Source organism: Hydrotalea sp. AMD (assembly GCF_004100315.1).
Taxonomy (GTDB): Bacteria; Bacteroidota; Bacteroidia; order Chitinophagales; family Chitinophagaceae; genus Hydrotalea; species Hydrotalea flava.
The window spans coordinates 132,813-158,467 of the sequence record NZ_SCKY01000009.1 but is presented as its reverse complement, the minus strand read 5'-3'; the positions used below and the strand labels follow the sequence as shown (position 1 = coordinate 158,467).

The 25,655-nt window shown below is 36.8% G+C and carries 20 protein-coding genes and 1 CRISPR repeat array; of the genes, 11 read left to right on the top strand and 9 right to left on the bottom strand.

Going from position 1 to position 25,655, the window contains the following annotated elements; translation table 11 throughout:
- The 6 genes from cas2 to EO766_RS08715 all read left to right on the top strand — a co-directional run.
- Positions 1-287 (top strand): CRISPR-associated endonuclease Cas2 (gene cas2 / locus EO766_RS08740; RefSeq protein ID WP_287100882.1); only part of this gene is annotated, 287 nt, incomplete at its 5' end.
- Positions 288-413: 126 nt separating this feature from the next.
- Positions 414-5,303: a CRISPR direct-repeat array (repeat unit 47 nt; unit sequence GTTGTTATCAAAGATCTGATAAAAAGAATTTGAAAGCAAATCACAAC).
- A 445-nt stretch (positions 5,304-5,748) separates the two neighbouring features.
- The gene (locus EO766_RS08735) at positions 5,749-7,188 is read left to right on the top strand and encodes an ATP-binding protein (RefSeq protein ID WP_074420378.1); all 1,440 of its coding nucleotides are present in this window, start codon (positions 5,749-5,751) and stop codon (positions 7,186-7,188) included.
- 339 nt (positions 7,189-7,527) lie between these two features.
- On the top strand, positions 7,528-7,860 hold the full coding sequence (locus EO766_RS08730) for a hypothetical protein (RefSeq protein ID WP_141676777.1): 333 nt from the start codon (positions 7,528-7,530) through the stop codon (positions 7,858-7,860).
- 338 nt (positions 7,861-8,198) lie between these two features.
- Positions 8,199-8,789, top strand: a complete 591-nt coding sequence (locus tag EO766_RS08725) for a DUF3109 family protein (RefSeq protein WP_287100880.1) — start codon at positions 8,199-8,201, stop codon at positions 8,787-8,789.
- A gap of 49 nt (positions 8,790-8,838) precedes the next feature.
- Positions 8,839-10,218 carry a LutB/LldF family L-lactate oxidation iron-sulfur protein gene (locus tag EO766_RS08720; protein ID WP_074420376.1) on the top strand — a complete coding sequence of 460 codons (1,380 nt, stop codon included), beginning with the start codon at positions 8,839-8,841 and terminating at the stop codon, positions 10,216-10,218.
- A 12-nt stretch (positions 10,219-10,230) separates the two neighbouring features.
- Positions 10,231-11,541 carry a DUF7033 domain-containing protein gene (locus EO766_RS08715; protein WP_074420375.1) on the top strand — a complete coding sequence of 437 codons (1,311 nt, stop codon included), beginning with the start codon at positions 10,231-10,233 and terminating at the stop codon, positions 11,539-11,541.
- Between the two features lie 9 nt (positions 11,542-11,550).
- Here EO766_RS08715 and EO766_RS08710 read toward each other — a convergent pair whose 3' ends face one another.
- From EO766_RS08710 to EO766_RS08700, 3 genes are all read right to left on the bottom strand, one after another.
- Positions 11,551-12,468: a DMT family transporter gene (locus EO766_RS08710; protein ID WP_074420374.1), complete on the bottom strand. Its 918-nt coding sequence runs from the start codon at positions 12,466-12,468 to the stop codon at positions 11,551-11,553.
- A 76-nt stretch (positions 12,469-12,544) separates the two neighbouring features.
- Complete coding sequence (gene purH, locus EO766_RS08705) at positions 12,545-14,053, bottom strand: bifunctional phosphoribosylaminoimidazolecarboxamide formyltransferase/IMP cyclohydrolase (RefSeq protein ID WP_074421104.1); 1,509 nt, start codon at positions 14,051-14,053, stop codon at positions 12,545-12,547.
- Between the two features lie 42 nt (positions 14,054-14,095).
- Entirely contained in the window at positions 14,096-16,216 is a 2,121-nt protein-coding gene (locus tag EO766_RS08700; protein ID WP_074420372.1) for a ComEC/Rec2 family competence protein, read from the bottom strand.
- Between the two features lie 502 nt (positions 16,217-16,718).
- On the opposite strand from EO766_RS08700, the gene EO766_RS08695 reads away from it, so the two are divergent.
- From EO766_RS08695 to EO766_RS08680, 4 genes are all read left to right on the top strand, one after another.
- The gene (locus EO766_RS08695) at positions 16,719-17,210 is read left to right on the top strand and encodes a hypothetical protein (RefSeq protein WP_074420370.1); all 492 of its coding nucleotides are present in this window, start codon (positions 16,719-16,721) and stop codon (positions 17,208-17,210) included.
- Between the two features lie 97 nt (positions 17,211-17,307).
- On the top strand, positions 17,308-17,946 hold the full coding sequence (locus EO766_RS08690; protein ID WP_143439635.1) for a hypothetical protein: 639 nt from the start codon (positions 17,308-17,310) through the stop codon (positions 17,944-17,946).
- On the top strand, positions 17,892-18,734 hold the full coding sequence (locus EO766_RS08685; RefSeq protein WP_074420190.1) for a sensor histidine kinase: 843 nt from the start codon (positions 17,892-17,894) through the stop codon (positions 18,732-18,734). The genes EO766_RS08690 and EO766_RS08685 overlap by 55 nt, the downstream gene beginning before the upstream one ends.
- Positions 18,731-19,408 (top strand): response regulator transcription factor, encoded by a 678-nt coding sequence (locus EO766_RS08680; protein ID WP_074420189.1) that lies wholly within the window; start codon positions 18,731-18,733, stop codon positions 19,406-19,408. Before EO766_RS08685 ends, EO766_RS08680 begins: the two co-directional genes overlap by 4 nt.
- Before the next feature lie 92 nt (positions 19,409-19,500).
- Here EO766_RS08680 and EO766_RS08675 read toward each other — a convergent pair whose 3' ends face one another.
- Positions 19,501-20,694, bottom strand: coding sequence for a carbamoyl phosphate synthase preATP-grasp domain-containing protein (locus tag EO766_RS08675; RefSeq protein ID WP_074420194.1), 1,194 nt, complete (start codon positions 20,692-20,694; stop codon positions 19,501-19,503).
- A gap of 473 nt (positions 20,695-21,167) precedes the next feature.
- On the opposite strand from EO766_RS08675, the gene EO766_RS08670 reads away from it, so the two are divergent.
- Positions 21,168-21,590 carry a hypothetical protein gene (locus EO766_RS08670; protein ID WP_287100877.1) on the top strand — a complete coding sequence of 141 codons (423 nt, stop codon included), beginning with the start codon at positions 21,168-21,170 and terminating at the stop codon, positions 21,588-21,590.
- Between the two features lie 331 nt (positions 21,591-21,921).
- Here EO766_RS08670 and EO766_RS08665 read toward each other — a convergent pair whose 3' ends face one another.
- The 5 genes from EO766_RS08665 to rlmN all read right to left on the bottom strand — a co-directional run bounded on the left by EO766_RS08665 (position 21,922) and on the right by rlmN (position 25,645).
- Positions 21,922-22,299, bottom strand: coding sequence for a GxxExxY protein (locus EO766_RS08665; RefSeq protein WP_074420188.1), 378 nt, complete (start codon positions 22,297-22,299; stop codon positions 21,922-21,924).
- A gap of 94 nt (positions 22,300-22,393) precedes the next feature.
- Positions 22,394-23,101 carry an RluA family pseudouridine synthase gene (locus EO766_RS08660; RefSeq protein WP_287100876.1) on the bottom strand — a complete coding sequence of 236 codons (708 nt, stop codon included), beginning with the start codon at positions 23,099-23,101 and terminating at the stop codon, positions 22,394-22,396.
- A gap of 14 nt (positions 23,102-23,115) precedes the next feature.
- Positions 23,116-24,171: a pseudouridine synthase gene (locus EO766_RS08655; protein ID WP_074420187.1), complete on the bottom strand. Its 1,056-nt coding sequence runs from the start codon at positions 24,169-24,171 to the stop codon at positions 23,116-23,118.
- A gap of 97 nt (positions 24,172-24,268) precedes the next feature.
- Complete coding sequence (locus EO766_RS08650) at positions 24,269-24,412, bottom strand: hypothetical protein (protein ID WP_179853755.1); 144 nt, start codon at positions 24,410-24,412, stop codon at positions 24,269-24,271.
- A 189-nt stretch (positions 24,413-24,601) separates the two neighbouring features.
- Positions 24,602-25,645, bottom strand: coding sequence for a dual-specificity RNA methyltransferase RlmN (rlmN, locus tag EO766_RS08645; protein WP_074420186.1), 1,044 nt, complete (start codon positions 25,643-25,645; stop codon positions 24,602-24,604).
- Between the last annotated feature and the right edge of the window lie 10 nt (positions 25,646-25,655).

Here is a 25,655-nt window from a genome sequence, read left to right as displayed (position 1 = left end):
TCGATTTACCTACCGAAACCAAAACAGAGCGAAAAACGGCACAAGAATTCAGGAAGAAAATTATGGCCGATGGCTTTGTAATGTTTCAATTTTCCATATACCTGCGGCATTGCCCCAGCATGGAAAACGCCGCCGTGCATATAAAGCGGGTTAAAAAAATATTACCTGAAAAAGGGCATGTGGGCATTATGACCATTACCGACAAACAATTTGGGATGATGGAGCTATTTCAGGGTAAAAAAGAAGCGCCGGCACAACCCATACCCCAGCAATTAGAGTTATTTTAATGCAATATAACAAAAATAGAAAAGTAAAAAGGCTGCCCTGCCAACTGCAGGCACAGCCATTTCAATCATTTTTTTCTTTCTATTTTCTTTGAAAACCCTTACAGTCATTGTATTACAGCATTTACTGTTGTTATCAAAGATCTGATAAAAAGAATTTGAAAGCAAATCACAACACCCCCATCCCGCATTGTTTCAGCGCCGAAGTTGTTATCAAAGATCTGATAAAAAGAATTTGAAAGCAAATCACAACGTCGTGATCTAAACAGAAAAGATACTATTAGTTGTTATCAAAGATCTGATAAAAAGAATTTGAAAGCAAATCACAACAGACCTTTATGGCTCCCGTATAATTACCTGTTGTTATCAAAGATCTGATAAAAAGAATTTGAAAGCAAATCACAACTGTACTTCATTGTTTTTTATTTTAGTGGTTGTTGTTATCAAAGATCTGATAAAAAGAATTTGAAAGCAAATCACAACTTAGCCATGTTTATTATTTTTAAAGTCGTTGTTGTTATCAAAGATCTGATAAAAAGAATTTGAAAGCAAATCACAACCATTGCTCGGCTGCGGCATTAATAAGCTCGGTTGTTATCAAAGATCTGATAAAAAGAATTTGAAAGCAAATCACAACTGTTAGCCATTCTAACTTTTTTTCTTTAGCGTTGTTATCAAAGATCTGATAAAAAGAATTTGAAAGCAAATCACAACACCATCAAATCATCTTTGGCATCTAACAATGTTGTTATCAAAGATCTGATAAAAAGAATTTGAAAGCAAATCACAACAGAAGTAATTAAGCCCATTCCGGCTAAGAAGTTGTTATCAAAGATCTGATAAAAAGAATTTGAAAGCAAATCACAACGGAATTTAAAATATCTAAATCAACATTTGAGTTGTTATCAAAGATCTGATAAAAAGAATTTGAAAGCAAATCACAACAGCACGTGTTGCTCGTTCAAACGGATTGGAGTTGTTATCAAAGATCTGATAAAAAGAATTTGAAAGCAAATCACAACCGATGTATTGATTGAAAAATTTGAGCCATCGTTGTTATCAAAGATCTGATAAAAAGAATTTGAAAGCAAATCACAACACAGATGTGGCAGATACTATCATTAACCATGTTGTTATCAAAGATCTGATAAAAAGAATTTGAAAGCAAATCACAACCAAACACGCCTAACATTGAAGATGTGTATGTTGTTATCAAAGATCTGATAAAAAGAATTTGAAAGCAAATCACAACCCATACATAGTCTCTAAGATGGTGTCGCCAGTTGTTATCAAAGATCTGATAAAAAGAATTTGAAAGCAAATCACAACAGAATTGCGGAGGCGCTACCAGAAAAAAAGGTTGTTATCAAAGATCTGATAAAAAGAATTTGAAAGCAAATCACAACTCATTAATGCCTTTGGTGATATTCGGGTTAGTTGTTATCAAAGATCTGATAAAAAGAATTTGAAAGCAAATCACAACCCAGACATGGTACGCACCAAAAGTGAATTAGTTGTTATCAAAGATCTGATAAAAAGAATTTGAAAGCAAATCACAACAGCAATACGACAAAGCGAACGTGGATACAGTTGTTATCAAAGATCTGATAAAAAGAATTTGAAAGCAAATCACAACCAAACGTGCATTCAGTGCCGATCAATATGTGTTGTTATCAAAGATCTGATAAAAAGAATTTGAAAGCAAATCACAACAGTAACCTTTGAAATGTTTTGGAAGGAATAGTTGTTATCAAAGATCTGATAAAAAGAATTTGAAAGCAAATCACAACTACTCTTTCTCCAATTTGTTTAAGCTGGTCGTTGTTATCAAAGATCTGATAAAAAGAATTTGAAAGCAAATCACAACATTACCGGCCATACCTGCTGTGAATAATGGTTGTTATCAAAGATCTGATAAAAAGAATTTGAAAGCAAATCACAACTTGGAAACGCCGTGAAATGAAAGCTTTTGAGTTGTTATCAAAGATCTGATAAAAAGAATTTGAAAGCAAATCACAACTGAAACATGTTAATCTGTACAGGTTTAAAGTTGTTATCAAAGATCTGATAAAAAGAATTTGAAAGCAAATCACAACTGTTGCCTTGTGGTTAGTTTAATATCATCAGTTGTTATCAAAGATCTGATAAAAAGAATTTGAAAGCAAATCACAACTGTTGCCATGCAACAAAATTGCTATAAAAGTTGTTATCAAAGATCTGATAAAAAGAATTTGAAAGCAAATCACAACATGGCAACAGATTTCTTAACCAAGCGGATTGTTGTTATCAAAGATCTGATAAAAAGAATTTGAAAGCAAATCACAACTGCGGCTTCAATATCAGCTTTCACAGTTTCGTTGTTATCAAAGATCTGATAAAAAGAATTTGAAAGCAAATCACAACCGGAAAGGTTACGGGGTTTAAAGAGGATGGGTTGTTATCAAAGATCTGATAAAAAGAATTTGAAAGCAAATCACAACAATAGCTTAAAATTAAAAATATGAAAAAAAGTTGTTATCAAAGATCTGATAAAAAGAATTTGAAAGCAAATCACAACCAATGGTATGTCATCAGGTACAACGGGGAAGTTGTTATCAAAGATCTGATAAAAAGAATTTGAAAGCAAATCACAACCATTAAATACCTCATTATCAGGAGCAATGAGTTGTTATCAAAGATCTGATAAAAAGAATTTGAAAGCAAATCACAACAGTTAAATCTTTATCAAATCCATCTATTTGGTTGTTATCAAAGATCTGATAAAAAGAATTTGAAAGCAAATCACAACTGTGTCATTCCTTTGTATTTAGCCAACTCAGTTGTTATCAAAGATCTGATAAAAAGAATTTGAAAGCAAATCACAACCGGAACGCAATACCAATATAATGAAGAGAAGTTGTTATCAAAGATCTGATAAAAAGAATTTGAAAGCAAATCACAACAAGTTCTTTAATCATCATAGCTGTAAAGTTGTTGTTATCAAAGATCTGATAAAAAGAATTTGAAAGCAAATCACAACTCTGCTTCTTTTACCGGCTTCGTTTCTTTTGTTGTTATCAAAGATCTGATAAAAAGAATTTGAAAGCAAATCACAACTTAGTTACACCATTACCATATTTAGATAATGTTGTTATCAAAGATCTGATAAAAAGAATTTGAAAGCAAATCACAACACAAGATTGGTCAGCAAAATCAAGTAGATGTTGTTATCAAAGATCTGATAAAAAGAATTTGAAAGCAAATCACAACTAGGCGCCTTTATCATCCCAGTATGGGTGCGTTGTTATCAAAGATCTGATAAAAAGAATTTGAAAGCAAATCACAACATCACGTTCCCCGTTTTTATAATTTTCTTTGTTGTTATCAAAGATCTGATAAAAAGAATTTGAAAGCAAATCACAACTCACATGTTACTCCTGCTTTAGAAGGGTTTGTTGTTATCAAAGATCTGATAAAAAGAATTTGAAAGCAAATCACAACAATAACAGGGAGTGTTAAAGGCCTTTTGTTGTTGTTATCAAAGATCTGATAAAAAGAATTTGAAAGCAAATCACAACTCTTTAATAACAATGAATTTACCATTGTATGTTGTTATCAAAGATCTGATAAAAAGAATTTGAAAGCAAATCACAACATGAATATGATAAAATTTGCAAATATTTTAGTTGTTATCAAAGATCTGATAAAAAGAATTTGAAAGCAAATCACAACATACAAAAGCTCATTGTTTATTCTATCGCTGTTGTTATCAAAGATCTGATAAAAAGAATTTGAAAGCAAATCACAACATACTACTACTATTGAAAAAGACGATAAAGGTTGTTATCAAAGATCTGATAAAAAGAATTTGAAAGCAAATCACAACTTAGCCATAACTTTGATTTGAATAGCTTATGTTGTTATCAAAGATCTGATAAAAAGAATTTGAAAGCAAATCACAACTAATATATAATAACCTCGCCATTTTGTGTTGTTGTTATCAAAGATCTGATAAAAAGAATTTGAAAGCAAATCACAACAGCAGGATTAATGTGAATCCAGTGTTGCCTGTTGTTATCAAAGATCTGATAAAAAGAATTTGAAAGCAAATCACAACGAGCAGGATTAATGTGAATCCAGTGTTGCCGTTGTTATCAAAGATCTGATAAAAAGAATTTGAAAGCAAATCACAACGGCTTCAATTCTTTCTTTTTCAGCCTTTTCGTTGTTATCAAAGATCTGATAAAAAGAATTTGAAAGCAAATCACAACACCATTTGCTAACCTAACTAACTCATTTATGTTGTTATCAAAGATCTGATAAAAAGAATTTGAAAGCAAATCACAACAGCTCAAAGCCATTTTTATTGGCATAGCCTGTTGTTATCAAAGATCTGATAAAAAGAATTTGAAAGCAAATCACAACTGAAATCCGTAGCCAAACTTTTTATCCGGGTTGTTATCAAAGATCTGATAAAAAGAATTTGAAAGCAAATCACAACACAAAAACGGGAAACTTTACGGGAAATGCGGTTGTTATCAAAGATCTGATAAAAAGAATTTGAAAGCAAATCACAACAGTATGGTTATTCTTTCAAAAATAACTGAAGTTGTTATCAAAGATCTGATAAAAAGAATTTGAAAGCAAATCACAACGGTATTGTTTTCTTTGCTTACCAAACAGAGGTTGTTATCAAAGATCTGATAAAAAGAATTTGAAAGCAAATCACAACAGGTGGATTGTTTGAGTAATTCCATGGCCAGTTGTTATCAAAGATCTGATAAAAAGAATTTGAAAGCAAATCACAACCGCAATAAGGTTGCGGAAAAAGATAAAACAGTTGTTATCAAAGATCTGATAAAAAGAATTTGAAAGCAAATCACAACGATGCCCCGTGGCATTTAAAAGGTTTAAATGTTGTTATCAAAGATCTGATAAAAAGAATTTGAAAGCAAATCACAACAAATGACATTTTCTACATCATTAAGTTTTTGTTGTTATCAAAGATCTGATAAAAAGAATTTGAAAGCAAATCACAACGAGTACCTTTTAAAAAATAAAGATGATTACTTTCGAGCCAGTGTTTTTTGACACATCCCTACTATAATCACCTTTATCGTTGTTATCAAAGATAAGTGTAGTTGCCTGTCAAATACTCGGCAACAATTAACATTTTTAATGTTAACCTTATTTAGTATTAACAATTATATGTAAACTTGTGTTAGGATTATTAACCAAATAGTGTAAACTTTTTTTAGGTCGAGACATACTATCAAACCTTTGTGCAGGTTGACAGTGAAGTGCACCGAAATTGCCAACTACGGCAACACGCAAACTGTTGATAGCAAGCGTATTTTAGCGTCAACCAATTCTGACAATTAAGCAACATTATTAAAGTAAATTTCCTTATTGACACAATTTTATGATAAATAAGATTTGTACAATAATCTTATTATTGTATTTTTGCGATATTAAATGACTAAAAATGACTTTATTACCATACTCTGAAGAACAGGTTCTCGACCGACTAAGATTTGAAAATCCTTGGTGGGTGACAGGAACAGTAGAAGATTATTATACCTCGATGCAAAGGAGATTATATTTTGACTTATTCATGCCACTCGTTACAGAGACAGGTGTTAGACGTGCTGTTGTTCTAATGGGACCTCGAAGAGTTGGGAAAACAGTAATGATGTATCATGCAGTTCAAAATCTTCTTGAAAACGAAATTGACCCTCTGAAAATAGCTTTCATATCTATTGAAACGCCTATTTACAACAATATTAGTTTAGAGCAACTTTTTACCTTTTGCCGAAAAGCAACAAAACAATATAGTCCTAAAGGGTGGTTTATTTTCTTTGACGAAATACAATATTTAAAAGATTGGGAAGTGCATCTAAAGTCATTGGTTGACAGTTATCCTCATACTCGATTTGTGGTCTCGGGTTCTGCTGCAGCTGCTTTACGACTTAAGAGTAACGAGAGCGGTGCAGGAAGATTCACAGATTTCATGTTACCACCTTTAACTTTTAATGAGTTTCTACATTTAAAACAATTAAACAGACTAATCACAGAAACCAATTTGGACTGGCAAGGTAGTTTGACAAAGTTTTACAGCACCAATAATATAAATGAACTTAACAAGTATTTTTTGGACTATATCAATTATGGTGGTTATCCCGAAGTTATTTTCTCAGATAAAATTCAAAGCAATCCGGGACGCTACATCAGAAGTGACATTATCGACAAAGTTTTATTAAGAGACTTGCCCAGCCTTTACGGAATAAGAGACGTTCAAGAACTCAATTCGCTATTTACGGCAATTGCATATAACAGTGCCGGAGAAGTAAGCCTTGAAGAATTGAGTAAAAATTCAGGCGTTCAAAAGAACACCATTAAACGTTACATTGAATACTTAGAAGCTGCATTTCTTATAAAAGTTGTTCATAAAATTTCAAATAAGCCCAAACAATTTCAACGAGCAACACAGTTCAAAATTTACCTGACTAATCCTTCATTGAGAAGTGCGTTGTTTGCTCCGCTACAACCAACTGACCCGTTCATAGGAAACATGGTAGAAACAGCTATCTATGCTCAATGGCTGCACAGAGATTGGTTCACTCCATATTATGCCAGATGGCAGAAAGGAGAAGTTGATATGGTAAAACTTGACGACAAAAATTTTAAACCGCAATGGGCTGTAGAAATCAAATGGAGTAATCAGTTTTTTGAAAAACCAGGCGACTTAAAACCTCTACTGCAATTCCTAAGAGACAACAACTTGAAAACGTCTTTAATTACAACTATTGACAAAGAAGGGACAAAAGAAATAGACGACTTAAAATTAAAATATATTCCTGCATCAGTTTATGCATACACTGTTGGAAAGAACACTATTTTACAAAAGCAAAGATTAAACACATGAACAATAGAACGCCATTAAAAATCTGATTAAAAGCATTTGAAAGCAAATCACAACGAGTACCTTTTAAAAAATAAAGATGATTACTTTCGAGCCAGTGTTTTTAAGGCACATCTCTACTATAATCACCTTTATCGTTGTAATCAAAGATAAGTGTAGTTGCTTGTAAAATATCCGGCAACAATTTCCTCTTTTGTTTTTCTTTTTTTGACTCATTTTATGCAAAATAAAGTGAACAGTTCTGTCAACCTATTTCAGAACATGTCAGTTTGCCCTTGTGTTCATTTAAACCTTGCATTATTCTTCAAGTCTATTACCTTTAAACAATTAAAAAATACTATCATGAAAACAAAACAACTATTACCATTGGCCGTTGTAGCCCTATTAAGTATTTCTGTTGCATCATTTGCACAAGAAAAAAAATGGGATAAAACCCATCCCCGCCGCGATCAGGTAAACGATCGTTTACAAAATCAGAATACCCGCATTCATGATAAGGTGGAAGATGGCAAAATGAGCAAAGCAGAAGCTGCTAAATTACACAAAGAAGATCGTGCTATACGCAAAGAAGAAAGAGCTATGGCTGCTAAACATGACGGGCATATTACCAGAGAACAACAGGAAAAAATTAACCACCAGGAAAATAAGGTAAGCAGGCAGATTAAGAATCATTAAAAAAGATTCTATCAATCCAAACAATTCACTTTCAAAAATCTCTACATTCTCTTATTTTTATTACATCACCTTTTTATTACATCGTCAAGAGGGTTATATCAGAAATGTGCCTTATCAGCACAGGCCTGAATTACTCTCTTTTCGCTTTATTATAATAAAACGAACAAAATGTATATGAATGCTGATTTCACAATGAATGTCTGAGAATTTTTAGAAAAATGAATCTGTAGCCTTTGGCTTTCTTGCTTCATCAAAAAGCTATCTTCCGCAAATAACCCATCACTTCCCCAAACCTTTTACCTTTGTAACCAATACCCATTTAAACCCGATTACATAAAATGATAGCAATTGATCAGGTATTAATCAGCGATGCCGTAGTAGAAGAACAATTTGTATGCGATTTAAATAAATGTAAAGGCAGTTGTTGCGAGGATGGCGATGCCGGTGCGCCCCTGGAAATGGACGAATTGAAATCAATAAAAGATAGCATTGCCGCAGCTAAGCCGTTTATGAGTGCAGCAGGACTGAAAGAACTGGAAAAACAGGGTGAAGCAGTGTACGATAAGGAATTTGGCTGGGTAACCCCAACCATTGGCTCAGGCATTTGTATTTATGGCAAACGTGATGCGCAAGGTGTTATTCTTTGCGCTTTTGAACAAGCATATATGCAAGGCCTAACCCAATGGAAAAAGCCCATCAGCTGTCACTTATACCCCATTCGCATTTCGGCCAGTAAAAAACATACAGATGTGGAATATGTAAATTATGAACCAAGGGAAAAGATGTGCAGTCCGGCCTGTTCGCTGGGTAAACAACTAAAAGTACCGGTATATCTTTTCTTAAAAGATGCACTGATTCGAAAATATGGTACCGAATTTTATGAAGCGCTGTCAGCAACCGCCGAAAATATGCGCCTGGCCAAAAAATAATTTTTTGAATTCAAATTGCAAGTGTTTATCAGCATTAAATTGAGAGGATATGAACAAAAATGCAGCAGGTTTTATTGCAAAAAGCACCATTAAAGCACCCGATTTAGACCATCGCCGAAAAATTAATTTCAATATTGGCAAATACAATGCTGCCGTTCCAAAAGGGCAACAACAATTTGCCGACCTGCCTGCTGTTCGCGAAAAAGCCAAGAATATTAAATGGCGTGCTATTGAACAATTAGATACTTTATTAGAGCAATTCGAAAAACAAATAACAGCCCGTGGGGCGCAGGTTATCTGGGCCGAAAATACCGAACAGGCACTGGCTGCCATTGGCCATATTTGTAAAGCTAAAAACTGTACTACTGTTGTAAAAAGCAAGAGTATGGTTACCGAAGAAATTCACTTAAACCATTTTTTAGAAACCAATGGCATTGAAAGTGTAGAAACCGATTTGGGAGAATACATTCAACAATTGGATGGCGAACCACCCTACCATATTGTTACCCCTGCCATGCACAAAAGCAAGGAAGATGTAGCTAAATTGTTTGCCGATAAATTGGGTGTTCCCGGTGGCTTAACCCCCGGTGAAATTACGCAGATTGCCCGGCAAAAATTGAGGGAAAAATATACTGCGGCGCAAATTGGGATAACCGGTGCCAATTTTATTCTGGCCGATATTGGCAGTATTGCCATTACTGAAAATGAAGGCAATGCACGTTTAACAACCGCCTGGCCCAATACCCATATTGTAATTGTGGGAATTGAAAAAGTGTTACCCTCGGTGTATGACCTGCCTTTGTTTTGGCCCTTATTGTCATCGTTTGGCACTGGCCAGCAAATTACCGTTTATAATTCCATTATTACAGGGCCGCGGCAACCCGGTGAAACAGACGGACCTGAAGAAATGTATGTGATATTATTAGACAATGGCCGCACCAACCTTTTGGCCAATGCAAAAACCCGTGAAGCATTGTACTGTATACGCTGCGGTGCCTGTTTAAATGCCTGCCCAGTATATAAAAATATTGGTGGCCATAGCTATGAAACCACCTACAGCGGCCCCATTGGCAGTGTAATTACGCCCCATTTAAAGGGAATGAAGGAGTATCAACACCTCAGTTTTGCATCCTCACTTTGCGGTAACTGCACAGAGGTTTGTCCGGTACGTATTAATCTGCATGAATTATTGTTAGAAAACAGGCACGAATCGGTTCAGGAAGGCAATAGTGGACTCTCAGAACGTTTGGCCTGGAAAGCCTGGAAAATGGCCAGCCTGCACAGAGGCATGATGAATACAGGCAATGGAAAGCTGAAAACCAAAATGGTGCATCGATTATTCAAAGACTGGACTAAACACAGAACCGCATTACAGTTCAGCCCAAAAACTTTTAATGAGTTGTGGAAAGAACAGGCACCTAAACGATAGCATGTATTACCTATGAAAGCTGCTAACCCCACACACTTGCTGTTTGCAAAAGAACCCTCGCCCAGGTTAACTTATATTATAGAAACCTTGTTAGGCAAACATTGGCAAATTACGCATGACCTGCGCTTTTTTGAAAAGTGTAAATCCATTAAAATTAATTACTCCACTTTAACGGTTCAGTGCCCTTGCTTAAATGTTATACCACACGGACTGTTACATCAAACCGATATACACAAACAACGGATATATATTGACAATTGGTTTAAACCACCCGTTTTTTTTTGTTTTGCGAGTGAATTAGGCTTTGATATTTTTGCTGCATCATTTTATTTACTATCCCGTTACGAAGAATACTTACCACATGAAACGGATAGTTTTGGCAGGTTCCCTGCAAACAAAAGCTTAGCCTATCGTGAAAATTTTCTCCAAATACCCTTAATTGATTTGTGGTTGCAACAGTTTGAAAAAAAGATGCAATGCCTGTTTCCTGCATACCAATTACCCCAACATTCATTCACATTTATTCCCGGTTTTGATATTGATATGGCATTTAAATACCATTACCGGGGAATCATAAAAAACATGGCAGATTTTTTTAAAGCCATGATAACAGGAAATTTTGAGAAATTTACAGAATCAGCACGTGTATTTACCGGCAACCAACGTGATCCGTTTGACGTATTTGATGAGATGACTCAAATATTAACTACCCAGCACCTTCCTGCATTATTCTTTTTTCTGCTATCCCAAAATAAACATAAATTAGATAAAAATATTGCACCCTATAAAAAAGGAATGCAAAGGCTCATTAAACGCATCAGCCAGCAATTTGAAACGGGCATTCATTTATCGGTACAAAGCAGTACGGCACCGAACTTAGCCGTAGCTGAGCAGGAAATAAAAATCCTTACTAACCTTATAAAATCTCCCATCACCAAAAACCGATTTCATTACTTACACTTTCATTTACCGGAAAGCTATGAACAACTGATTGAGTTAGGAATTACCGCCGACTATTCAATGGGATACAGCACTGTAAATGGTTTCAGGGCATCGTATGCACAACCGTTTCAATGGTATCATTTACCAAAAGAAACTACCACCCACCTAACGGTTTACCCTTTTTGCTGGATGGATACTGCTGCCATTTTTCAACAAAAGCTAACACCACAGGCCGCTTATACCGAGTTACAGCAATTGATAACAATAACCCAATCGGTAAATGGTTTTTGCATGCCGGTATGGCATAATCACTGCATTAGTAATGAGTGGAATATGAAAGCGTGGAAACAAGCTTTTTACAATTTTTTTACAACACCGTAAATATGGGTACTACATGCCCTCGGCATCGGCAATGGTCATTGTATGGACTTGTACACTTCTATTCACAATATAAACACCTGCCAAAGTAATCAGCGAACCAACAATATTTGTAAAAGTTAAAGCATCATTCAATAAAGCAGCTCCAATTAACAAAGCTACAATTGGGTTAATATATGCATACAATGCAGCCACCGAAGGTGTTAAATGTTCCATCGTATACAAAAATGCTTTAAAAGCCAGGATTGAACCCGCTACAACAAGATAAGCCATAGCGAACCATGAAGTAAGTGTAATTTGATGAAACGGAATATGATTACCGGTAACAAATGCCAGGAAACCTATAAAAAAAGAAGCAGAAAACATTTGCCAACCCAATGCATATTGCCGATGTATTTGTAAAGTGTTTCCGGCCAGTAAAATAGTACCCACACTCCAACCGAGCGTAGCAATTAAACAAAGTAATATACCCTTCCAATAATGCGGCGTGTTTTGATGTATGGCATTTTCATAAAATACCAATACAATACCGCCTATACCCATTGCAAGCCCCAAAAAAGTGGCAGGACGTGCTATATTTTTTTTGAAGAAAATAATTTCAATGAGAACAACAAATAATGGATACATAGCTGCAATGAGTGCAGCCATACCCCCGGAAATATAATTAAGCCCCCAGGTACTCACTCCATTTGATAAAAAGAAAGTAAAAAAACCCATTCCTGCTAAAAATACAAATTGTCTGCGTGTAGGTAGTGGTTGCCCCTTAGCCATAAAATAACCTATTATCAACAATCCGGCAATGCACTGCCGTATGGCTGAAAATTGTAAACCGGGTAAGGTACCTACCCCAATTTTACTGGCTTCCCATGTACTGCCCCATAAAATACCGGTGGCAGCAAAAGCAATATAGGCTTTAGTTTTTGTTTGCATGGTGTATAAAAGGCCACTTATAAACTGAAGTGGCCTAATTGAATCAGATTAATAAAAAGCACTACAATGGTTGTGTTTAATGTTTAAAGTGGCGCAAGTTGGTAAATACCATAGCCAGTTTATTTTCCACACAATAATCAATACTGTCTTTATCGCGAATAGAACCACCGGGTTGAATATAACATTCAATGCCGGCAGCATGTGCAATTTGTACACAATCATTAAAAGGGAAAAAAGCATCACTGGCCAATACAGCACCTTTCAGTGAAAAATTAAATTGCTGCGCTTTTTCTATGGCATGCCGCAAGGCATCAATACGCGAAGTTTGTCCGCAACCCTTTCCCACCAGCTGTTTATCCTTCACCAATGCTATTGCGTTGCTTTTTAAATGTTTGCAAACCAAATTGGCAAACAATAAATTTTCTTTTTCCCATTCGGTTGTAGTTCTTCCACCTGTTTCTTTGTATTCCAAAATATTTCCTTCATCGGCAGTTTGTTGCAATATGCCGTTGAGTAATGATTTTTGTTGTTGTTTTTCCAATGTAATTTCAGGATGCAATTGCAATAAAATACGGTTCTTTTTTAACTGCAGAATACGCAGGGCTTCGGCATCAAAGCCCGGGGCAATCAATACTTCAAAAAATATTTCCTGAATAGCGGTTGCGGTTGCGGCATCTACAATATGATCGGTAATCAACACCCCGCCAAAAGCACTTTCCGGGTCGCCGGCTAAAGCAGCTTCCCAGCTTTCTTTCAAAGTAGGCCTTTCAGCAATGCCACATACGTTGGTATGTTTAAAGATGGCAAATACCGGTTGTTTGGCTACCGTTTTAATATCTAACAACAATTGAATGGCCGCTTCTACATCTACCAAATTATTGTACGATAATTCTTTTCCATGCAGTTGCTGAAACAAAGCGCTTAAATTACCCCTGAATGCGGCTTTCTGATGCGGATTTTCTCCATAACGCAACACTTGCTCTGTTAAAGAAGCCGGGGGTGTAAAATATTGGTGAATAGCTACATCATAATGCATCACTACTTCAAAAGCCTTGGCGGCAAAGGCACGCCGTTGTTCCAATGTAGTGGCACCTTGTTGTTCAGTAAGCAATTGCAGTAAAGCAGCATAATCTTCTTTAGCTGCCACTACCATTACATCTTTAAAATTTTTGGCAGCCGCACGAATCATTGACGGACCGCCAATATCAATTTTTTCAATAATTTTTGCTTCTTCATGGGTGGCAGCAACAGTTTCTTCAAAAGGGTATAAATCCACTATCACCAAATCAATTTCAGGAATGGCATACTGTTGCATTTCGGCCATATCCTGTGCTTCTGCTCTTCTGCCTAAAATTCCGCCAAAAACGGCCGGATGCAGGGTTTTTACCCTTCCCCCCAAAATACTCGGATAATGGGTAAGTGTTTCAACGCCTACACAGGGTACACCCACTTCTTTTTCTAAAAATTGTTGGGTGCCACCGGTTGAATAAATAGTAATTCCTAATGCCTGTAATTGCCGGGCAATGGGCGCTAATCCGTCTTTATAAAAAACTGAAACTAGGGCCGACTTCATTTGTTTTTGCATACTATGGTACGATTGGTTGTTTGCCGGAATAACCCGCGGTGGCTATAAATTTAAAGTAAAAGCCCCCGATTCGGGAATGGAATGAAGGCGCAAATGTAAAGCCTCGGCTTCTTTTTTCCATTGATTGATTTTCCACAAGGAATTACTACCATCGGCAACAAACTGTTTACAAGGCCATTGCCGGTGTATTTCCAGCAGCGAAACGTTTGGATTTTGGGAAAGAATCACTACTTCTGGATGTATAGACGGAGCCGGTAATGAGGATAAAGTTAGCCGATTGTTGAGCCATACAATCTGTTTTTGTTGCAGGGTAATGATTTTAGGTGCGGTTAATTGGGTATCTAACACCTGAATAGTTTGTATACGATGTAAAATACGGGAGGGCTGCAAATGAAAATTTCGCAGATATCCATCTTCCAAAAGTTCAGGCGCCCCTATAAACCGGCAGTTACGCCCCTGAATAATATCGATAGCTGTCGTTTTGGGCACCTGATAAACTATGAGTTTGGTTTGCTGTTGCTTTTCCAATAAATCAGCCGAACGAATGCCGGCAAACAATAAAGTAGCCAGGAGTGCCCAATAAATACCTGCTGTTGTTTTCTGTAAAAACCAATAACCCATGCCGGCAATGGCTATGATTACACACCCTGTCTGCCATGCATTGATTTGAATACCACCCCAAATCGCATGCGGCCAATGATCAATAGCAGTAATACCCGCATTCATCCATTCAATTCCATTGTTCAAAAATTTACCGAAAAGTACCGCAACCGCAGGCCAGCTATGCACCAATAAAAGTGCCATTAACCCATATAATAACAACCCTGACAATGGCACCACCCAAATATTGGCCAATAAAAAATAAACCGGAAACTGATGGAAATGGTACCAACTGATGGGCAAAGTGAGTATTTGTGCAGCAAGCGTAATGGCCATTAATTGTCCTATTTTTTTAAGCAGTCCCGGCCAGTTCAGTTGTTGTTGTATAATGGGCTGAAATAACACAATACTCAATACCGCTGCATAACTAAGCTGAAAACCCACATCCCATAAATTAAAAGGGTTGTACAATAACAAGAAGAATGCAGAAGCGGCCAGATTATTGTAAATATGGGTGTTACGGTTTAACCATTGCCCCAAAATAATGAATGAAAACATTACTGCACTGCGGGCAATAGAAGGCACGCCACCGGCAATTGCGGTAAATAGCCATATAACACTTAACATTAAGCAATATTTCACCGGCCGCCATTTTGCCGAACGTTCCAATGGTGCCAGTAAAAAGAACAATAACCCATATATCATTCCCAAATGCAACCCGCTAATGGCAATGATATGCACCACACCCACATTGCTGTATGCCTGCACCAGTTCGCGGTCTAAATAATTACGATATCCAATCAACAAAGCTGCAGCCACACCCCGGGCATCTTTATCCGGAATATATTTATCTAAAATTTGTAAAACACCTTTGCGTAGTTGCCATAACGTAGTTTGCAGGGTTGATAAATGTCCACCGGTTACCACAACGCATTGCCGCATGGGTACAAAACTCTGATAATAAATACCTTTCCGGTGGCACCAGGCTATGTAGTTAAAAGCACCGGGATTACCCGAATTGGCAATGGGTTGCACAGTAGCCTGCATTAACAACAATGTTCCTGCTTGTATAGCCGGAATATGCCGTAACAAAGCCGTATCTTTTTGAAAATAGAGGATGATTTTACCTTTAGCCATTTGTGGCCTGCCCTTCACAATTTGTTGTTGCAAAGTGGCTACCCCCTTATAAGTTTTATCACGCTCTGTAAGCGGTTCATCAAATTGTACGAGTATTTCCTGTTTTCCCGGCTGTAACAAGGGTGCGGGTTGGGTTTGTTGTACCTGCAGCGTATACACACTCATGCCCAATACTATAAAAATAAACTGCAGTATGCATCCTTTTACCCAAAACCAATGGTAGCGCCAGGCAAGTGGTAATAATTGAAAAGCAGTGAGCAACAGGCAACCGCCCAATCCACCCACCAGCAGCGTTAAAAAAGTAATGGAAAAATGATATTGCAACAAAATACCGGCCATAAAAGGAACCAGCAAACGCAGCATGGGTGCTTTTTGCAGCCAGTTGGGGCCAAAATGTTGCGGTATGGGGTGGGCAGATGTATGCATAGAAAAAAGAAAAATACAACAGATTACACAATCAGGAAAATGTTATCGACGTTTTTGCTGTTTACGGCAGGGTATAAAAAAATTTCCCCAAAACATTCAGAAGAAATTTTGAGGAAATAACTGGGCTAAGCCTTAGGATATTGGATTTGTAAAAACGGTTGGCGGTCAACCCATAGCTAATTTCTATACTTATTTTGAATTGAGGTAATTATTGTTAAAAAAAATAAAACGGTATTTTTTACCGTGCTTTTACGGGGTTTTTTCTGCGGGTTACTACGTGTTTTTGATACCGTGTTTTTACGGTTTTTTACCCCGTGTTTTTACGGTTTTTTTTGCGGGTTTGTACATAAAAAAGGTTAGTGCTGAATTGTTTATGAATGAAATTAATCTGTAATTGATTGATAAACAAAGGGTTCTGAATATAATTCAAAAAAACTATTAAATAGTTTTACTCTGTCATTCAAAAACAACAAATTTTTAAACATCTAAAAAACCTACAGCTATGCAAACTATTGAAAAAAAATCATTAAAGGTTGGTAAATACGTAAATACCGCTCATGTTGACAAAGTAATCCGTAATTACAAACAAGAACGTTGGGTACACAACAGTGAAAGAATTGGTAAAGAAGATTCATTAAGTGGATGGTGGAGCATAGAAGAGATGGAGGAATTTATTGCCAAAGCCAAAAGCCATGGTGCCGATGGTATTAAATTTTATTTTGGCGCTTACGATGCCGATTATGCGGAAAAACCGGAATATGCCGGCCGCCAAACCTTAGTAATGGTAGGTACCAAACACAACGAAACCGGCGTAGGCATGTTGAATAAAGATATTTACTATACCGATGCCAGCGGGCAAAGCAATATTCTGGCGTATAACGCAATGAGTTTATGCCCACCCTATTGTTCAGGCACATTGGGCAAAAGTATTGATGACAATGAACTGGGGGTTACTTTGGTAGACAAAGGGGAAGACGGTATGATTTTAATTTAACATTCCTATTGTTTAAATAAAATTTTATTCAAAAGAATCAAATAATTGATTCTTTTTTTTATTTTCATTTATGAATTTTATTGCGTTATCAATTTTAATGACTAGTTGGCTTACATCTTTAATATACCATATTAAAGAATCTAAGCCTAATAAATTATTCTCATTTGCTATTTTTTTATTGGTTACATTTATTATTGAAATTACAGGAGCCTACCTCAGTTCAAAAGTTATTTCTACCATCCCATTATATAATATTTTTACCACTTTTGAATTCCTATTTTATATATACACCATTCGCCAATTCATTCACCGTCCAATAGCAAAAAAAATATTTATATATATCATAGTAGTGTATGGCCTTGCGGCATTTATTAATATTTTCTTCATCCAGGGCATCATGGTATTTCATACCATTACCTATGCAGCCGGTTGTTTGGTAGTAGTATTTTGTGCAGTGTATTATTTTTTTGAAATTTTGTTCCGCCCCACACCGGTTACCCTTGTGCGTATGCCCGATTTTTGGATTTGCAGCGGCTTGCTGTTTTTCTATGCGGTGAGTTTCCCCATTTATGGCTTTACCAATTTTGTTATGAGCTTACCGCATACTTTGCTGAAAAATTTTAATCTTTTCATTCAGATTTTGAATATTATATTGTATACAATGTTTAGTATTGCATTCTTATGCCGATTCAAGGTAACGAAATCACCTCTATCATTGTACTTGGAACCGTACTAGGTTTTAGTCTGGTAGGTTTCATTGTGGGCATGGTATTGTTGTACCAACGGCGCCAGCATAATTTTTTACGGGAAATGACCCTGCTGAAACAACGCCACGAACAGCAAATTTTAAGGGAAAGAATTATTGTACAGGAACGTACCATGACCAATATTGCACAGGAACTGCACGATAGCATTGGCCAGCAATTACAGGTTATTAAATTAACGATAAGTACTGCCCGCATTATGCTTCAAAAACCTGAGGCCAAAGAAATGCTGATAAGCTCTGCCAATAGTTTAAAGTTTGTAATTGCCGATATATCGCGCCTCACTAAAACCCTGCATACAGAAAAAGCAGAAAAAATTAATTTGGAATTCTCCATTTCAAATGAAGTAGACCGTTTAAGAGAAAGTGGCAAATACCAGGTAAAATTTGAATACCCTACCAGTAATTTTCAGGTAAAATTTAATGAAGAAACCAATATATTTTTATTCCGCATGTTTCAGGAAGCACTCAGTAATATTATTAAACATGCGCATGCTACTGCTATTGATATTTGTATGTATTATCCGGAAGAAAATAAATTTGTTTTGAGTATTAAAGATAATGGCGTGGGCTTTAGTATAAAAGAAAAAATGGAAGAAGCATCTAAAAACTCCGGGCTTGGGTTAAGCAATTTATATAACCGGGCAAAAATGATTAATGCAGAAATAGAAATTAGCAGTATCTTAGAGTACGGAACTGAAATTAAAATAATTTTACCGCTATCAACCACCCATATTTTACAACAAAACGCTGACTTATGATTGGCAATGCCAATAATATACCATCCTATAAAGTAGCAGTAGTTGACGATCATGTTTTATTACGCAGTGCTTTAGCCCGTTTAATTTGCAGTTACGAAAATTATACCGTTGCTTTTGAAGCCAGTAATGGTAAAGAATTTATTGAAAAATTAAGTAAACAGGTATTGCCCGATATTGTGCTGTTAGATATTAATATGCCAGAAATGGATGGTTATGAAACGGCCCGTTGGTTAACCAAACACCATCCGCACATTAAAATATTGGCGCTTTCAATGGAAAGCGATGATACCAATATTATTCAAATGATAAAATTAGGAGCCAAAGGGTTTTTAATGAAGAATGTAGAACCGGAAGAATTGAATGGCGCTTTAGATTCAGTGTTGGACAAAGATTTTTATTTATCTGATACCATTTCCGGTAAAGTAATCAGTGGTTTGCAAAGTGGCGCTCAAAAAGCCTCTGAACCAGAAACACTCACCGAAAAAGAAAAAGATTTTTTACGTTTAATTTGTACCGAATTAACCTATAAAGATATTGCCGAACGTTTGTTCATCAGTCCCCGAACATTGGATGATTACCGCAATGCCCTTTTTGAAAAGCTGAATGTACACAGCCGCATGGGCCTGGCCATTTATGCATTAAGAAATAAATTGGTAGATATTAATCAGTTGTAATTCATTTGAAACCATTGCTCAGTTATGCACTACCCAATGTTATAATTCAATAACGGAGCCACCGGTTTAAGTTCCAAGAAGTTTCTTCCCTATTACTTACTCAAATTCATACTTCTTTCCTTGTACAGGGTTCTGAAGTAAGGGTCACGTAAATCTTTAATAAACCGGATGGCTTCGCCGGTGCTTTTCATTTCAGGACCCAGCTCTTTACTTACACCGGGGAACTTATCGAAACTGAATACCGGTTCTTTAATGGCATAGCCGTCTAATTTCTTTTCAATCACAAAATCGGTCAATTTTGCAGCACCCAGCATTACTTTGGTAGCTATGTTTAAATAAGGCACCTGATGGGCTTTTGCAATAAATGGTGTGGTACGGCTGGCTCGGGGATTGGCTTCAATCACATACACCGTATTGCCTTTAATGGCAAATTGTATATTAATCAACCCTTTTATATTTAAAGCACGTGCAATTTTCTCGCTGTAATACTCCATAGTTTCCACCAACAAAGGGCTTAGGTTAAATGCGGGCAACACGGCATTGCTATCGCCACTGTGAATACCTGCCGGCTCTATATGTTCCATCACACCCATTACATGAAAGTTTTCGCCATCAAAAATGGCATCTACTTCTGCTTCCTGGCAACGGTCTAAAAAATGGTCAATTAATATTTTATTATCCGGAATATGTTTTAAAAGGCTCACTACTGCTTTTTCAACTTCCTCATCATTAATTACAATCCGCATTCTTTGTCCGCCTAAAACATAACTCGGCCTTACCAAAACAGGATAGCCCACTCTGTTGGCCACTTCAATAGCTTCATCGGCAGTAAAAGCGGTGCCATATTCAGGATAAGGAATATCCAATTGTTTCAACAAATCGCTAAAACGGCCGCGGTCTTCGGCAATATCCATATCATCGAATGAGGTGCCAATGATTTTAATCCCTTTTTCATGTAAGCGTTTCGATAATTTCAATGCGGTTTGTCCGCCCAATTGTACAATAACCCCGTCCGGTTGCTCTAATTCAATAATTTCCCACAAATGTTCCCAAAACACTGGTTCAAAATACAATTTATCGGCCATATCAAAATCGGTAGATACGGTTTCAGGATTACAGTTTACCATAATGGCTTCATATCCACATTCTTTAATGGCTAATAAGCCGTGCACACAGCAGTAATCGAATTCAATACCCTGGCCAATTCTGTTGGGGCCGCTTCCTAAAACAATGATTTTTTTTCGTGCAGATGGGATGGATTCGTTGTGAAGAAGGTTATTGCTCATGAGTATGAAATTGTGCAAATGTAACAACCTCTCATTTTTTTGAGCATATTTTTTTGAATGAAATATGAAAATAGAAAAATGAAGCATACAAAACACAGATTGGAAAGTTTTGGGCGATATGCCTTTTAAGTAAATTTTTTCTCGCAAAGAAATGATACCAAAAAAACCTTTGCTGGCTTCGCGAACAATCTTAGCGTGCTTTGCGTGCAACTTATTTTTTCTCGCAAAGAGCGCAAAGAAATGATACCAAAAAAAACCTTACGGGCTTCGAGAACAACCTTAGCGTGCTTTGCGGGCAACTTATTTTTTCTCGCAATGAGCACAAAGAAATGATACCAAAAAAACCTTTGCGGGCTTCGCGAACAACCTTAGCGTGCTTTGCATGCAACTTATTTTTTCTCTTTCTCGCAAAGAGCACAAAGAAATGATACCAATAAAAACTTTACGGGCTTCGAGAACAACCTTAGCGTGCTTTGCGTGAAACTTATTTTTTCTCGCAAAGAGCACAAAGAAATGATACCAATAAAAACTTTACGGGCTTCGCGAACAATCTTAGCGTGCTTTGCGTGAAACATATTTTTTCTCGCAAAGAGCACAAAGAAATGATACCAAAAAAAACCTTGCGGGCTTCGCGAACAACCTTAGTGTGCTTTGCGGGCAACTTATTTTTTCTCGCAATGAGCACAAAGAAATCATACTCCCAAAAAAACTTTGCGGGCTTCGCGAACAATCTTAGCGTGCTTCGCGTGCAACTTATTTTTTCTTGCAAAGAGCACAAAGAAATCATACTCCCAAAAAAACTTTGCGGGCTTCGCGTGCAACTTATTTTTTCTTGCAAAGAGCACAAAGAAATCATACTCCCAAAAAAACTTTGCGGGCTTCGCGAACAACCTTAGCGTGCTTTGCATGCAACTTATTTTTTCTTGCAAAGAGCACAAAGAAATCATACTCCCAAAAAAACTTTGCGGGCTTCGCGAACAACCTTAGCGTGCTTTGCGTGAAACATATTTTTTCTCGCAAAGAGCACAAAGAAATGATACCAAAAAAAACTTTGCGGGCTTCGCGAACAACCTTAGCGTGCTTTGCGTGAAACATATTTTTTCTCGCAAAGAGCACAAAGAAATGATACCAATAAAAACTTTGCGGGCTTCGCGAACAATCTTAGCGTGCTTTGCGTGCAACATATTTTTTCTCGCAAAGAGCACAAAGAACAATATAGAGCAAAATTTATAATCGATTCACAATTCTGTGAATACCGTCTTTCAAAAGTTTTGTATTAAAATTAATAAGCAGTGCTAACTTTTTATCTGCCAGTTTTAAATAGGTTAATGTTTGAGCAAAATGAACAGCAGCTAAATTCTCAACAGACTTTACCTCAATAATTACCTTATTTTCAACCAGTAAATCAATCCGATAGCCAATATCCTGCTTCACTTCTTTATAAACCAATGGCATTGGAACCTGTGTTTTCACTTCAAGCCCTAATTCCCTTAAATCATAGGCCAAAGTGGTTTCATAAACAGACTCTAATAATCCCGGTCCTAATTGGGTATGCAAATCTACAGCCACACCAATTATTTTATATGATAATTCTTTTTCATTCATAGACTCATTCAAAATAAATGATAACACTATTAATGTTTTCGTTATACTTATTTGCAGTAAGGCTAATTTAAATAATTTAAAGAAAACAGCAATATTACCACTTACGTAATTGTTGTAATACAGCGCGAAGATCCTTAGGGATGGGAGCTTCTAATTGGAATGTTTCATTGTTCCATTTAAAAGATAATCCAGAAGCATGTAATGCCAAACGTTGTAACAAAGGTTTTTCTTCCTCTGCCTGTTTTGCTAACTTAAAATTGCGCTTAATGGAAGAAAGCAGCAATGGTGCAGGATTGCCATATAAAGCATCGCAAACAATACTATGCCCAATATACTTCATGTGCAACCTGATTTGGTGGGTGCGACCGGTATGAATTTGAAATTGCATCCAGGCATATTTTCCAAAATTTTCTACCAATGCATAATCAGTAATAGCAGGTTTACCCTTGTTGTCTGTTACCATTAAACCATTTTTGCCGGGATGTGCAAATATGGGTACATTAATGGTGCCTGTTGTATGCACCGGAACGCCATATACCAGGCCATGGTATATTTTGTTCACTTCCCTTGCTTCAAACATTTGAGAGAGCGTGCGGTGGGTGGCTTCATCTTTGGCAAAAACAATCACCCCACTGGTATCTTTATCTAACCGGTGAACGGTGTAGATATTGCCATATTTTTCTTTCAATATATCTTTTAAACTCAGCTCCTTTCCTATTCGGTCGGGAATACTTAATAAACCCGATGGTTTGTGTATGGCAATGAATTGTTCGTTTTCAAGAATAATATCCAATTTCATCATAATTGCAACTGAACTTAAGCATGATTTTTATCTTTCACAAATCCGGAACCGTTCATAAACTTTAAGTTTCTGATTTCTTTTTCGTTTAAAAAACGCCAGGTGCCCCGGTCTATATTTTTTTTGGTAAGTCCGGCAAACAAAACTCTGTCTAACCCACGCACATCATAGCCCAAATGTTCAAACATACGGCGTACAATGCGGTTACGGCCACTGTGAATTTCAATACCAATTACCGATTTATCTTTTGCATCGGCATAAGCAGCGCTATCGGCCTGAATAAATCCATCTTCCAAATGAAAGCCCGTGAGTAAGGCTTCCAAATCTTTTTTGGCAACAGGTTTATCTAATTTAACCTCATAAATTTTCTTCACCTGAAAGGAAGGATGCGTTAATTTTTGCGCCAATGCTCCATCGTTGGTGAGCAATAAAACACCGGTTGTATTTCTGTCTAACCTGCCTACCGGATATACCCTTTGTTTGGCAGCATCTTTCACCAAATCCAATACCGTTTTACGGCCCTCCGGATCTTTGGCAGTGGTTATATAGTCTTTCGGTTTATTGAGCAGTATGTATACCAGATTCTTCTGAAGAAAAATACGTTTACCTTTCCATTTCACATCTTCATTCCCCAACACTTTATAGCCGGGTTCAAAAATGGTATCGCCATTTACTGTAACCTGTCCGGCTTTAATTAATTCAGCCGCTTCTCTCCTTCCACAAATACCGGCATGCGCTAAAAACTTATTTAGTGGCATAGGCGCAAGGGGATCGGCAGCTACCGTAATAACGGGTGCAGTTGCTTTTTGCTTTGAGGAATCGGGAAATGATTTAGAGGACTGACGCACCTCTTTTTCAGGGCTAAGTGCGGTTTTATCAAATTTTTTTGATCGGGATGGTGGGGCAGGTGCTGCAGTAGCAATACCATGTTTTTTTTCCCATTTTTTTTTCCGGAATGCTTCACCTTCTGCCCGGGAAGCAGCTTTGGCTTTTCTTTTTTCCTGACGGATAGCTTCTTTTTTCTTAGCACCCTTTGGGCTGCTATCCATAAACTTTTCAAATGCTTTTGCCATATTTTGCTATTTACTGTTTTACAACAGGCAGCGCAAAAGTATGTAAATTAATGTACGGTAAGGCATTAAAGCAGTGTACAGGCATTTGCACCCGGCGTTACAAATGCTTTTTATTGTACTTTTTAATGTGTTTATGCCATGCATGGCGATGCCTGCTTTTGCCTTTGAAATGATAAGGTTGGGCCATTGCACCAAAACTTAACAATAAGGCTACCGAAAGTACACTCCAAATTTTTTTCATGTGCTCATGTTTTGATTTTTATTGTATTACCAAGGAACTTAAATATTAATGTTCATTATTATGCTTATATTTTAGCGTTTGGAATACAAATAGCATATAGGTTTATTCAGGCATGAATATAATGAAAAAAACAGCCCAAAATGTAAGAGCTGCCATTCTTAACGATTTAATAAGGACTAATCAATAATTTTATTTGCCTTTATTGGCCAATTGGCCACAGGCGGCATCAATATCTTTCCCTCTGCTTCTACGCAAACGGGCATTTACCCTGTTTTTTTCCAGATGTTGCATAAACCGTTCCATTCCTTCTTCATCCGGTTTTTGAAAAGCAAATGCATCAATGGGGTTGTATTCAATAATATTCACCAAATCGGCAGGAACCTGGCGATATAATTTAATCAAATCTTCCGCATCTTTTTGTGAGTCATTAAAGTTTTTAAATAAAATATATTCAAAAGTGATTTCATTTTTTGTTTTGGCATAAAAATAATTGAGTGCTTCCACCAATGCCTTCAGGTTATTGGTTTCATTAATGGGCATAATTTCATTGCGTTTGGTATCGGTGGGCGCATGTAAGGACAGCGCCAGTTTAAATTTCACGCCATCATCTCCCAACTTTTTAATTTGTTTGGCCACCCCGGCAGTTGAAACAGTAATGCGGCGGGCACTCATGTGTATGCCATCTTCTGCTGTAATGCGATCAATGGCTTTTAACACATTATTATAATTCAACAAGGGTTCGCCCATGCCCATAAACACAATATTGGTTAACTTTTTTTGGTACAAGGCTTCACTTTGTTGGTTAATGAGCATGACCTGGTCATAAATTTCATCGAAATTCAAATTTCGCTTTCTATTCATATAACCGGTAGCGCAAAATTTGCAACTTAAACTGCATCCTATTTGCGAGGAAACACAAGCGGTTTTTCTTTCATCGGTAGGAATTAAAACGCCTTCTATTTTATGCCCATCGAAGGTAGTAAAACGGGTTTTAACGGTACCATCGGCGCTGTTTTGTGTAGTATCGATGGTTAATGCGGGCAGTGAAAAATGTTCGGATAGTTGTTGCCGAAGTACCTTACTTAAATTGGTCATATCATCAAACCCGGAGGCATGTTTTAGCCAAAGCCATTCCTGTATTTGTTGTATTCTGAATTTTTTTTCGCCAATGCTTTCCATAAACCCAGCTAACTGTTCGTTACTCAACGCACGTATATTCGGTAATTGATTCATGCGGCAAAGA